Below are 12,609 nucleotides of genomic sequence, written 5' to 3'. Positions count from 1 at the left end.
ACCTGCCATCAAGCGATATTCAGATACTTGTGCGTCTGCATCGACAGACGCCAGTTACGCGCGATACAGGTTTCGATACAGAGTTTGGTCGCCGCGTCTTTCTGACTGATGGGCTGCAAGGCGATGATACGTGCTTTATCATCGTGTAAGCGCGCCAGCAGGGCATCCAGCGCGTCAATGTCTTTCTCTCGCGCCACCGGATGCTTGATTTCATCAGCGCGCACTAATGCCTGATCGAGCACCACCATGCCACCACGCATATTCACTTTGGGTGAGACCGTGACCCAGGTCTGCGGAGAACAGCGCACATCATGCGTACCGCTGGTTTCTATCTGGCAGCGGTAGCCGTTTTGCTCGAGATAGTCGGTCAGCGGCGTCAAATCGTGGATGCAAGGCTCACCGCCGGTGATAACGATATGCCGTGCGCTATACCCCTCTTGCTGGATGCGCGCCAGAATCGCTTCCGGGCTGGCCGGTGCCCAGGCGTCGCTCTCCTGCGTCTTTACCAGAATATGATCCAGCGTGGTTTCACGTTCAGCAAACTTATCCCAGGTGTGTTTGGTATCGCACCAACTGCAACCCACCGGACACCCTTGCAGACGAACAAAAATCGCCGGAACGCCGGTAAAAAAGCCTTCACCTTGCAGGGTTTGAAACATCTCATTTATCGGGTACAGCATAACAACCTATCATTTAGCCATCGGGTACCAGCCAGGGCTGGCAAACAGCTATTATCGCAGATTGCCTGCGGTGCGCCAAATTCCGCATTGCGAGATAGCACCAGATAGCAGGTGCAATATAACGCTAGGATAGGGGGTGATAACATTTGAGGAATGTTGCAGTTCGGTTAATAATCAAAGGGATTGCCCATTTCTTTTTCACGGTGTTTACGACAAGGAACGATACGATGAAACCTTTGAAAGCGGCGTGTCTGATGGCTATGACAGCATTTGGCCTCCCTGATGTCGCAGTGGCAGAACCCACGGCGCAAGTCAAAACCCAACCCGGCTACTATCGGCAATTGCTGGGTCAATATGAAATCACCGCGCTTTCAGATGGCACCAACGCCATGCCGATGGACAAAATGCTCACGCGCACCGATCCCAACACCATTCGCCAACTGCTGGCAGAGAAATCGTTATCCCCTACCGTCGAAACCTCCATCAATGCGTTTCTGGTCAACACCGGCAAAAATCTGGTGCTGATTGATACCGGCAACGGCACGCAAGCGAACAGCAACGTCGGAAAAGTGCAAAAAAATCTGTTGGCGGCTGGCTATCGCCCAGAGCAGGTCGATACCATCCTGATGACCCACCTGCACGGCGACCATTTTGGCGGTCTGGTGCAAAACGGTAAGCTCGCCTACCCCAATGCGACCGTTTACGTTTCGCAAAAAGAATATGATTTCTGGCTGGATCCGCAGCACCTGGCGCAAGCCGCCCCCGAACGCAAGCCCGCCTTCCAACGGGTGCAGGACGTCTTCAAGATCCTTGCTGCTGCAAATAAAGTGAAAACCTTTACCGGGGATGCCGCGCTGCTGCCGGGCATTGCGCCGGTGTTTGCGCCAGGCCACACGCCGGGACACACCGCGTATAGCATCGTCAGTGACAGCCAGAAATTGCTGGCATGGGGCGATATCGTGCACGCTGAAGCGGTGCAAATGCCGCTACCGGAAACCACCATCAGCTTCGATTCAGATATGGATCAGGCCACCAAAACCCGCGAAGCCCTGTTTGCTCAGGCTGCCAGTGAAGGCTATCTGGTGGCGGGCGCACACCTGCCGTTCCCAGGCATCGGCCATGTGAATACCCGCGTAGAACGTAACGGCACCACCAATGGCTATCGCTGGATCCCGGTCACTTACAGCCTGAACGGATTGAAATAATGCCAAACCCCGCGAAGCAGATACGGCCTTCGCGGGGCAATTTTTCAGTTACCGATTACAAATAGACGCGCAGATACTCAGACAGGCACAGAATTGCCATCGCCTGACCGTAAGGCATGGAGGTCAGCGGAATCTGGCGGTAGTAATCCAGATCGCGGCCCATTGCGGTACCAAACGATACATTGACCAGTTCGCCTTGCGGATTGATGTTGGCAATCACGCCACGAATCGCTTTTTCCGCCATGTCGGCATAGCGCTTATCCACATAGCGTTTACGCACCGCCTTCAGGATGCCATAGGCAAATCCGGCGGTTGCAGAGCTTTCCACGTAAGAGTTGGCATCATCCAGCAGCGTATGCCACAGGCCGCTGTCATCCTGATACTGCGCCAGCGCTTCAATCTGGCTTTCCAGCACCTGCAACAGGAAGCGGCGCGTTGCGTTTCCTTCTGGCAGTTCCAGCAGTTCGATAAACTCAGGAATCGCCACCGTCAGCCAGCTATTGCCGCGCGCCCAACGCGCTTCGGCGAAATTGTGCTTACCATCAAACGTCCAACCGTGGAACCACAGGCCACTGCGTCTGTCCATCAGATACTGCACGTGCAGTAAGAACTGGTAGGTCGCCTCTTCGATAAATTCAGGGCGGTTGAGCAACTTGCCGATTTTTGCCAGCGGCAGCACGCTCATCATCAGGGTGTCATCCCACAGCTGATCGGTGTTTTCGCTGTTGTAGACGATATGCTGCAAACCGTTTTTCTGGGTGCGCGGCATGTCGTACATCACCCACTCCGCCCAGCGTTCCAGATAGGGTACCCAACGGGCATCGCGCGTCTCTTCATAGCGATAGGCCAGCGTCAGGAACGGGCAGACCGTGTTGACGTTCTTGGTGGGCGTACCTTCCGCCAGACGCGCCTCGAACCAATCATCAATGATGGCACGCATCTGGTCATCGCCGGTCTGTTGGTAATACTGGTAAATGCCGTACAGGCCAATACCGTGCGTCCACTCCCACCCGGCCCAACCCTTGGTATCGATGACACGACCATCATCCAACCGCAGCAGAAACTCACCGGTTTCATCCTTGATATTGACCAGATTATCGGTAATGCGACAGATCAGCGCCTTCAGATCGTCGCGAGAGATAAAGTGCTCAGGCTGACGCAGCAGCGGGCTATGTTTAACACTGAATACGGTCATAGTTTATCATCCACTCTTATCGTTAATGCGTTAATGCGGTTAATGCTGAGTCACCTGGGTTGCTGAATGCGCCGGCTGTTTGTGGCGATTCAGGTAACCGATATTGTTGTTGCCCCACAGCGATTCGTAAGACATGCCAGAGAGCATTTCCACCACCTGACGCGCCTGCGGCGTAATGTGTTCCGGCACCGGACGTCCGGCTTCGCGCATTTTTAGCGTCTCTTCACGCAGGGTCTGGTGCGTTTGCAGGTTCAGTTTAAACCGTAATGAGACCAGAAAACCCAACGCCAGCACGCAGACTGTACCTACGCTAAGCACCATCAGGATGGTGTGGCTCACGCCCGGTGCCTGTACGCTCTGCCCTGAAACAAACCCCGACAATTGCAGTACCACGCCAACCAGCATCACCGCGCCTGCCTGAGAGGCCTTACGGGTCAGCGTCATGATCCCGGCGAAGATCCCTTCACGACGTTGTGCGGTGATCACTTCGTCCACATCGGCAATATAGGTGTAGGTATTCCACGGCACATAGTTGATGCCACCGCGCCCCAGCCCCGCCAACGCAGAGACCAGCAACAACAGAGAGAACACATCGTGCAGGCCGCTGTAATAGAGCGCACCGTAAGACATCGCGGCCAGACCGAACAGGCAAACCACCAGACGGTAGGAAGGTGCCGGTCCGAAGCGAATGCACAGCGGGATCATGCCAATCACCGCCAGGAATTGCAGGATAGCCATGGTGCCCATCAGGTTGGAGGCCACCGTGGGGCTTTGCATCAACACAAACACCACGTAGTAAGTGAACACGGCATTAAACACGTCCTGCGCAATGTAGCCGCCGAGGTACATCCCGAGATGTTGACGGAAAATACGAATGCGCAACGTGGAAGAGAGCTCGACATTCAGGCGTTTCAGGCTTTGCTTCAGCGTCAGCGATTGGCGTTCCTTTTCTGCCTGCAAGGACGCCGCCGACATCTCTTCGCGCGGCCGTTCCCAGGTAAAGAAATACACCAGCGTCAGCACGGCGGCACAAATCACCGAGAACACCAGACTTGAGTAGAAGAAGGAAATCGCGTTGTCCTTGCCAAAGTGGCTGAGCAGGATACCGGGCAGGAAGGCCGCCAGAATGGCAGAAAGCTGCGCCAGCGCGATACGCGCACCGGAGAATTTGGTTTTCTGTTTAAAATCATCGGTCATTTCCGGTACCAACGTTTCATACGGTACCAGAATCATGGTGTAGACCACGTCAAACACCAGATAGGTCAGCAGATAGTACCAGTACCCCATATCGCCCACCCACATAAAGCTGTAGCTGAACACACAGGGGATACCGAGCAAAATAAAGAATTTACGGCGACCAAAGCGTTTACCCAAGCGGGTTGATCCAAAGTTGTCCGTCAGGAAACCCATCAGCGGGCTGACGACGGCATCCAGCACTCTGGCCATCGCGAAAATAAACGTGGCTTCAATGGGCGTCAAACCACAAAAGGTGGTGTAAAAATAGAGCAACCACGCCGCCGTTAGCGCCGTGGTTCCCGCACCGAGAAAATCACCTGAGCCGTAAGCCAAATAGTTGGCCAGCCCAATTTTACGCGTTTTCATTTGCCATCCTTCCTGTGTCATTGTCTTTATGAAGGTAATGCGGCAGGGTACAAACCCGTTACTGCCGTGATAGCTAAACTACTGCCGGGACGTTGCGAAAACCTTTGCACCGTTGCCACGCCCCGAGCGGGATTGGCATCCCAGGGAAGAACGCGACGATCGACCTCAAGGTTTTTATAAAAAGCCATTTTAAACCAATGAAACCGACGGTTCGTTTATGGCGATCACAGGGTGGAAAGGGGATGCAGGAAGGACATGAGAAGCGGAACGCCCCGTGCTGGCGGCGTTCCAGACGATTAACGCGGGTGTAAAATATCCTCGACCTGCTGCGCGTTCAGATCAAAACCGTAGAACCGCTGGTAGAAGTCGTGAGTTTCCTTTGCCATATCGATATGCTGCATCTGCTGCGGATAGAGCGTTTTTGCCAGCCAGAGAAACTGCAATGCCTGCTCGGAGGTTTCGCGGCACCACCAGAACATCCCCTGCGGATTGGCATAGACGCGCCCTTGTTGCACCGCCCTGAGCGTTTGCCAGTGCGGATCCTGACGGATTGCCGCCGCGTCGCTTGCGCGCATGGTGATTATCACATCAGGGTCGGCTTGCACCACCTGCTCAAGAGAAACCGGTGCGGTGCTGACGCCCGCCTTACGAAACCAAGGCTCCGCCACGTTTATCGCGCCGCCGAGATCCATCCAGTCTTGATTAAGAGAAGGACGGCCCGAGGTGGTCAGCGGATCGCCCACGGCGTGGTATACCTTTACGCGCTGCTCACGGGGAATGCGCTCAATCACCGCCTGTACCCGGCGCACGTTATCCTGATAATAGACGGCAAAATCGCGGGCACGCTGTAACGCATCCGGCCCGAGAATTTCGCCAGTAATCAGCGTGCGCTCCACCATCGCCTCCAGCGAGTTGTAATGCAGCGCCACCACCTGAACCCCCGCTTTGCTCAGCGTCTCCGCTTCTGCTAACGGTATGCTCTGCGGCACAAACAGCACCTGAGCGCGTTTGGCAACCAGCACTTCGCTGTTAATCCCCATGTCACCGCTGCGCGAGGCTAAAGCCGCCTGCGCAATCGACGGCACAAACTGGCGAAACAGCCGCGTATCGCGCACGATTTTGGTGGTTGCGACAATACGATCGCCATAACCCAACATGGCGATAATCGAATTCTGCGCATTCCAGGAGGTGGCTACCCGTTCTATTTGAGCGGGTACGGTAACGGAACGATCGCCGTAATACTGCACGGTTCGGGTCGGCATCGTTTCGGCCAGCACCGGACCCGCCAGCACGCTGACGACCAGTGCCAATGAAAGACGCCATATCATCGATTGAGTCATGGCATCACCAGTCAACGGAGAGAGAAGCGCGGATTTCACGCGGTTCGCCCAGGAAGGCATTGGCGGAACCGTTGGAACCGTCATTTTTACCTGGGAACAGGGAAGCCCAGTAGCGCTCATTAGTGACGTTATTCACCATCACACGCACTGCGGCATTTTTGTCGTGCAGTTTAAAGGCATAACGTGCACCGAGATCCAACGTGGTAAAGCCCGCCGCCCAAGTGGTGTTGGTGTCGTTAGCCGCACGTTTTCCGGTGTAATGCAGATTGGCCTGATACACCATATTCGGGGCGCTCGGGTGGCTATATTCCGCCAACAGGTTGGCCTGGAATTTGGGTACGCCGACCACGCGTTTATCGCGCGTTGCTGCCGAACTGGTGTCCTTCATTTTAGGATCGAGCAACGTCATGCTGCCAAACAGATGTAACCCATCCCAGGCTTCACCATCGGCCATCAGTTCAAGACCGTGGTTAACCTGTTTGCCCTGCTCCCTGTAAATATTGTCGTTACCGGTGTAGGCAAACGGACGTTCCAGACGGAACAGCGCCGCATTCATATTCATGTCGCCCCATTGGGATTTTACACCCGCCTCATACTGAGTGCTACGGTAGGGATCCAGCACTTGCCCATAGTTGCTGGTCCCCTTCGGTGCGACGCCCCCCTGCTCCAGCGAATCAGCATAGGCGATATAGGTCATCACATTCGGCACAACCTTATACATCAGCGACACGGTCGGGCTAATACCGTCATTGTGCTGTGCAGCGGCTTTCGCACCGTAACTGCGCGAGGTGAGCCAACTTTGGCTTATCACGCCCATGGCCGACCAACGCTCGTTGAAGGTAATGGTATCGCCTGCGGTCACCGATTGTTGACTACTGCGGCTGGACTTATAGCGCCCGGATCCCGCATAGAACCGCCCATTGCTCGGATCATCATAGCGCCGAGGGGCGTTAAGCGGGGTGGTTCCCAGCGTAAAGTCGTTATCGTTACCCAGCGCGGCATAGTTAGTCCACTGGAACCCGGTGGTGCTCAATACCACGTCATGAGAAGGTCCGGCAGTATCGATATGACCGTTAAGCTGTAGCGTATTGCTGAGCACCCGGAAGCGCCCTGCGGTATAAGGCTGGGTAAACCCTGAAGTGATAGCGTCTGAATTCGGCGACAGCTTGTTCGAAATCGTGCGCATACCGCGATCGGCCGTCTGATAACCCACGCCGCCAGTGACAGACCAGTTGTTATTAAAGAAGTGTTTTACCCGGGAACTGACGGTTTTCGTCACCAAGTCCAACCCGGCAAAAGATTGCCCGTACCCTTTGCGGGTGACGTCCGGTGCGCTGGGCAGTTGCACCGTGGGGCCGTAAGAAAAGCCGCCCGCATAGCCCATTTTCTTAAAGCGGTATTCGCTGGCGTTAAATTCCAACACCGTATCTGGAGAGAGATTCCAGTCCAGCGCGACGCTGGCCAAACGCCGCCGCAGCGTGCTGTCGCTGACGCTGCCTTCCCCTTCATCGTGCAGCAGGTTGATGCGGTAGCCAAACTGATCGTTGTCGCCGACATGACCGCCCAGATCCGCATGACCGGAAGCCGCGCCTTTGCTGGAGTAACCGGCAGTAAAGCGGTTCAGGGTTTGCGCGGTGGGTCTTTTTTGCACGAAATTAAACTGCCCGGCCGGACTGGCTGGGCCATACAGCGCACCGGTCAGGCTGTTGATCACGTCGAGCCGCTCCAGCATCTCAACCGGGAACGCAGTGGTAGAAATAATATTAAGCCCATCGAGGCGGCTGTTCGCCAGCACATCCCCTTGCATACCGCGGCTTTGCGGGCGTCCCACATCAATGCCGCCGCGCGCCTGCATCTGCGCTGACGCGCTGTATTTCAGCAGATCGTTGACGTTTTTCGCCTGTTGGTTGGCGATCATGGCGGAGGTCACCGTGGTGGTGGAGTACGGCGTATCGATACGATCGCGCTTGCCCAGAGGCCCCATCTCGACGGCATCGACACTCATCCCCGCCCCTGCCGGGTTTGGCGAATCTTCTGCCGGTTTGGCGGTTACCACCAGCACATCTTCTTTTTTATCCCCTTCAGGCTTAACGTTAGCCGCAGCGGACCAGGAGGAAGGCGACGCGGCCAATAACGCAGGCAATAGCCAATGAATGCGGGTTTTCCGTTTCTGCATTGTCATTTTCTTTATCTCAGTTTTGTATTTTGGTTATCGATATGTATTTTTTTATATATCGGTGCGCAATATACAAAGATACGAGACGCTTTTTAAGAAGAAAACTCGTTCTCATTGCCCGAGATCAATAGATAATTGATTGAAAATTAGAATGTTACTCTTGATGAGGGGATGAATTACTCCCAAAGGAGCAAACGCATGCCGGAAAAATCCGCACCCGGATGGAGAATAGCGGCAGAATAAGGACATAAAAAAACCCGGAAGCGCCGAAGCCCTTCCGGGTGAGTATTATCGGGCGCGAACGCCCAATAGAGGACAGGCGATTACGCCTGGCCTTTCACTTCTTTCAGACCGTTGAATGCAGCACGGCCAGCCAGTGCTTCTTCGATACGGATCAGTTGGTTGTACTTGGCAACGCGATCAGAACGGCTCATGGAACCGGTTTTGATCTGACCAGCAGCAGTACCTACCGCCAGATCGGCGATGGTAGCGTCTTCGGTTTCGCCAGAACGGTGAGAGATAACGGCAGTGTAGCCTGCATCTTTCGCCATCTTGATAGCAGCCAGAGTTTCGGACAGAGAACCGATCTGGTTGAATTTGATCAGGATGGAGTTAGCGATGCCTTTCTCGATGCCTTCTTTCAGGATCTTGGTGTTGGTTACGAACAGATCGTCACCTACCAGCTGGATTTTGTCGCCCAGCACTTTGGTCTGGTATGCAAAACCGTCCCAATCAGATTCGTCCAGACCGTCTTCGATAGAAACGATCGGATATTCTTTGGTCAGGCCTTCCAGATAGTGGGTGAACTCTTGAGAAGTGAAGGTTTTTCCTTCGCCTTTCAGTTCGTAGTTGCCCGTTTCTTTGTTGTAGAACTCAGAAGCCGCACAGTCCATTGCCAGCGTAACGTCTTTGCCCAGCACATAACCGGCATTTTTTACCGCTTCAGCGATAACAGCCAGTGCTTCAGCGTTGGAACCCAGGTTCGGCGCGTAGCCGCCTTCGTCACCAACAGCCGTGTTCAGGCCTTTGCCTTTCAGCACTTTCGCCAGGTGATGGAACACTTCAGAACCGATACGGATCGCTTCTTTCACGGTTTTCGCGCCAACCGGCTGAATCATGAACTCTTGGATATCAACGTTGTTGTCAGCGTGTTCGCCACCGTTGATGATGTTCATCATCGGCAGAGGCATAGAGAATTTGCCCGGGGTGCCGTTCAGTTCAGCGATGTGTTCGTACAGCGGTTGACCTTTGGATGCTGCTGCTGCTTTGGCGTTAGCCAGAGACACCGCCAGAATGGCGTTAGCACCAAAGTTGGATTTGTTCTCAGTACCGTCCAGGTCGATCATGATTTGGTCGATGGCGGCCTGATCTTTGGCATCTTTGCCCAGAATAGCCTGTGCCAGCGGGCCGTTCACCGCGCCAACAGCCTTGGTCACGCCTTTACCCAGGAAACGGGATTTGTCGCCATCACGCAGTTCCAGTGCTTCGCGAGAACCGGTAGATGCGCCTGACGGTGCAGCGGCCAGACCTACAAAGCCCCCTTCCAGGTGAACTTCGGCTTCAACGGTCGGGTTTCCGCGTGAGTCGATGATTTCACGGCCGATGACTTTAACGATTTTGGACATTAGATTTTCCTCAGTACAAGTTAAACTAAAACCTTAGACGAACAACGCGCGGTTCTGGACCGCGCGTTGCTGAAAAACCCTTACTTCACCTGACGCTTTTGATACGCGCCAGCGGCTTTAACGAAACCGGCAAACAGGGGATGCCCATCCCGCGGTGTCGATGTAAATTCCGGATGGAACTGACAGGCCACGAACCACGGATGATCAGGGAGTTCAACAATCTCCACCAGCTTGCGGTCGGCGGAAAGACCAGCAACACGCAATCCCGCCGCTTCAATTTGTTTCAACAGCATGTTGTTCACTTCATAGCGGTGACGGTGACGTTCAATAATGGTCGCTTCACCGTACATGCCGCGCACCAGGCTGCCTTCCGCCAGGTGGCACGGTTGACCGCCCACGCGCATGGTGCCACCCAGATCGCTCTCTTCACTACGCACTTCGAGGTTACCCTCTTCATCACGCCATTCGGTGATCAGCGCAACGACCGGGTACTTACAGTCTGGCACAAATTCCGTTGAGTTTGCCGCTTCCATGCCCACTACGTTACGGGCAAATTCCATCAAAGCGACCTGCATTCCCAGGCAAATGCCCAGATAAGGGATGTTATTCTCACGGGCGTAACGCGCCGCCATGATTTTACCCTCAACGCCGCGGTAGCCGAACCCCCCTGGGATCAAGATAGCATCAAGATCTTTGAGAACTTCAACACCGCGAGTTTCTACATCCTGCGAATCAATCAGCTTGATGTTGACGGTCAGGCGATTTTTCAACCCGCCGTGCTTCAGGGCTTCGATCACCGATTTGTAGGCATCCGGCAGTGCGACATATTTGCCCACCATGCCAATGGTAACTTCGCCACCCGGATTGGCTTCCTGATAGACAACCTGTTCCCATTCGGACAGGTCTGCCTCGGCGCAATTCAAGCTGAATCGTTTACAAATATAATCGTCCAATCCCTGCGATTTCAAGAGCGCCGGGATTTTATAAATTGAATCAATATCTTTTAAGGAGATTACTGCTTTTTCCGGCACATTACAGAATAAAGCAATCTTCGCACGCTCGTTGGCAGGCACGGTGCGGTCAGAACGGCAAATCAGCACGTCCGGCTGAATACCGATAGAAAGCAGCTCTTTTACCGAGTGCTGAGTCGGCTTGGTTTTCACTTCGCCCGCTGCCGCCAGGTAGGGCACCAGCGTCAGGTGCATAAACAGGGTATGCTCACGGCCGACTTGCACCGCCATCTGCCGAATCGCTTCAAGGAACGGCAGGGATTCGATATCACCGACGGTGCCGCCGATTTCCACCAGTACCACGTCATGGCCTTCGCCGCCTTCAATGATACGTTCTTTGATGGCATTGGTGATGTGCGGAATCACCTGAATGGTTGCACCCAGGTAGTCGCCGCGACGCTCTTTGCGCAGCACATCGGAATAGATACGGCCGGTGGTGAAGTTGTTGCGGCGCGTCATTTTGGTACGGATAAAGCGTTCGTAGTGGCCCAAGTCAAGATCGGTTTCGGCGCCGTCTTCGGTGACAAACACTTCACCGTGCTGCGTCGGGCTCATCGTGCCCGGATCCACGTTGATGTACGGGTCCAGTTTCATGATGGTAACGTTGAGGCCACGGGCTTCGAGAATAGCCGCCAGAGAGGCTGCGGCAATGCCTTTACCCAGAGAGGATACGACCCCGCCGGTCACAAAAATATAATTAGTTGTCATGCTGAACCTGAGAGTTTAGGTTTATAACGATGTGAAGTACCAGGACGGGAAAGTAGTATACCTGAACCTGATGAAGGCTACAAATGTTGCTTTTCATCATTGTAGCGATCGTAACGTGGTGACTAAACCGATGTATCACGCACAAATGACATTCAACATCGGCATTTAAATCATGAAGATAAATAACAAAACAGCCAAAAAAATGCGGCAAGCAGACTAAAAATCCTTAACCGGCCCTTTCCTGACGTTTTACTTGCTCCCAGGCCGCATCCATTTCCTCAAGCGTTGCCTGTTCAACGGTTTTTCCCGAGGCGATAACAATTTGTTCTACCTGACGGAAACGGCGGCTGAATTTGCGGTTTGCCGCCTGAAGCGCGTTTTCAGCTTTCTGACCAAGATGGCGCGAGAGATTGACCGTCGCGAACAATAAATCGCCCACTTCTTCGGCCAATTTTTCTTCATCCACGACCGCCTGCCGGGCTTCGTGCATCACTTCATCAATTTCTTCATACACTTTATCGACCACGGGCCCCAGGCTGTTCCAGTCGAAACCGACAGACGCGCAACGCTGCTGGATTTTGTGCGCTTTCATCAAGGCGGGCAACGCGTCGGGGATATCGTCCAGCGCCGAATAGCGGGCTTTTTCTGCGCGCTCCTGGGCTTTGGTTTGCTCCCAGTTGGCAAGCACCGCGTCGCTGTCGGTAAGCGTTGCATCGCCAAAAATATGCGGGTGTCGCCGCTCCAGCTTGTCGCTTATCGCATCGCACACCGCAGAAAAATCAAACAACCCCTGCTCTTGCGCCATCTGGGCGTAGAACACCACCTGAAACAACAGATCGCCCAATTCGCTGCGCAGATCGTCAAAATCCTTGCGCGCAATAGCATCCAGCACTTCGTAGGTCTCTTCCAACGTGTAGGGCGCAATGGTGTCGAAAGTTTGCTGGCGATCCCATGGACAACCGTTTTCCGGGTCGCGCAATGTGTTCATAATGGAAAGAAGACGTTCAATAGCCGCTGCTGTCATGCCTGATTCCTGAATAAATAAAAAATCGCCTGTCGTCCTCGGCG

The 12,609-nt window shown here is 54.2% G+C and carries 9 protein-coding genes; 1 reads left to right on the top strand and 8 read right to left on the bottom strand.

Annotated elements, in window-relative coordinates; all coding sequences use genetic code 11:
* Positions 1–8: 8 nt before the first annotated feature.
* A complete protein-coding gene (gene queE / locus J5069_RS15550) occupies positions 9–680 on the bottom strand; it encodes a 7-carboxy-7-deazaguanine synthase QueE (protein ID WP_264644729.1) in 672 nt (223 codons plus the stop codon).
* A 227-nt stretch (positions 681–907) separates the two neighbouring features.
* Here queE and J5069_RS15545 point away from each other — a divergent pair, with 227 nt between their 5' ends.
* On the top strand, positions 908–1,885 hold the full coding sequence (locus tag J5069_RS15545; protein WP_264644728.1) for an MBL fold metallo-hydrolase: 978 nt from the start codon (positions 908–910) through the stop codon (positions 1,883–1,885).
* Between the two features lie 55 nt (positions 1,886–1,940).
* On the opposite strand, the gene J5069_RS15540 is transcribed toward J5069_RS15545, so the two are convergent.
* The 7 genes from J5069_RS15540 to mazG form a co-directional block, all read right to left on the bottom strand.
* Positions 1,941–3,080, bottom strand: a complete 1,140-nt coding sequence (locus J5069_RS15540; RefSeq protein WP_264644727.1) for a glycoside hydrolase family 105 protein — start codon at positions 3,078–3,080, stop codon at positions 1,941–1,943.
* 39 nt (positions 3,081–3,119) lie between these two features.
* Complete coding sequence (locus J5069_RS15535; protein WP_264644726.1) at positions 3,120–4,682, bottom strand: MFS transporter; 1,563 nt, start codon at positions 4,680–4,682, stop codon at positions 3,120–3,122.
* A 296-nt stretch (positions 4,683–4,978) separates the two neighbouring features.
* Positions 4,979–5,944, bottom strand: coding sequence for an ABC transporter substrate-binding protein (locus J5069_RS15530; RefSeq protein WP_264644780.1), 966 nt, complete (start codon positions 5,942–5,944; stop codon positions 4,979–4,981).
* An 82-nt stretch (positions 5,945–6,026) separates the two neighbouring features.
* Positions 6,027–8,204: a TonB-dependent receptor gene (locus tag J5069_RS15525; RefSeq protein WP_413542240.1), complete on the bottom strand. Its 2,178-nt coding sequence runs from the start codon at positions 8,202–8,204 to the stop codon at positions 6,027–6,029.
* Between the two features lie 317 nt (positions 8,205–8,521).
* Positions 8,522–9,823: a phosphopyruvate hydratase gene (eno, locus tag J5069_RS15520; protein WP_264627418.1), complete on the bottom strand. Its 1,302-nt coding sequence runs from the start codon at positions 9,821–9,823 to the stop codon at positions 8,522–8,524.
* 80 nt (positions 9,824–9,903) lie between these two features.
* Positions 9,904–11,541, bottom strand: coding sequence for a glutamine hydrolyzing CTP synthase (gene pyrG / locus J5069_RS15515; protein ID WP_264644724.1), 1,638 nt, complete (start codon positions 11,539–11,541; stop codon positions 9,904–9,906).
* 226 nt (positions 11,542–11,767) lie between these two features.
* Complete coding sequence (gene mazG, locus J5069_RS15510; protein ID WP_264644723.1) at positions 11,768–12,565, bottom strand: nucleoside triphosphate pyrophosphohydrolase; 798 nt, start codon at positions 12,563–12,565, stop codon at positions 11,768–11,770.
* Between the last annotated feature and the right edge of the window lie 44 nt (positions 12,566–12,609).

The sequence above is a fragment of the Candidatus Symbiopectobacterium sp. NZEC127 genome (assembly GCF_025962675.1).
GTDB lineage: Bacteria > Pseudomonadota > Gammaproteobacteria > Enterobacterales > Enterobacteriaceae > Symbiopectobacterium.
This window is presented reverse-complemented; position numbering and strand designations above follow the sequence as displayed.

Coding starts and splice junctions, on each gene's coding strand:
- mazG (WP_264644723.1), bottom strand. CDS start 12,565: ATGACAGCAGCGGCTATTGAACGTCTTCTTTCCATTATGAACACATTG.
- pyrG (WP_264644724.1), bottom strand. CDS start 11,541: ATGACAACTAATTATATTTTTGTGACCGGCGGGGTCGTATCCTCTCTG.
- eno (WP_264627418.1), bottom strand. CDS start 9,823: ATGTCCAAAATCGTTAAAGTCATCGGCCGTGAAATCATCGACTCACGC.
- J5069_RS15535 (WP_264644726.1), bottom strand. CDS start 4,682: ATGAAAACGCGTAAAATTGGGCTGGCCAACTATTTGGCTTACGGCTCA.
- J5069_RS15525 (WP_413542240.1), bottom strand. CDS start 8,204: ATGACAATGCAGAAACGGAAAACCCGCATTCATTGGCTATTGCCTGCG.
- J5069_RS15545 (WP_264644728.1), top strand. CDS start 908: ATGAAACCTTTGAAAGCGGCGTGTCTGATGGCTATGACAGCATTTGGC.
- queE (WP_264644729.1), bottom strand. CDS start 680: ATGCTGTACCCGATAAATGAGATGTTTCAAACCCTGCAAGGTGAAGGC.
- J5069_RS15540 (WP_264644727.1), bottom strand. CDS start 3,080: ATGACCGTATTCAGTGTTAAACATAGCCCGCTGCTGCGTCAGCCTGAG.
- J5069_RS15530 (WP_264644780.1), bottom strand. CDS start 5,944: ATGCCGACCCGAACCGTGCAGTATTACGGCGATCGTTCCGTTACCGTA.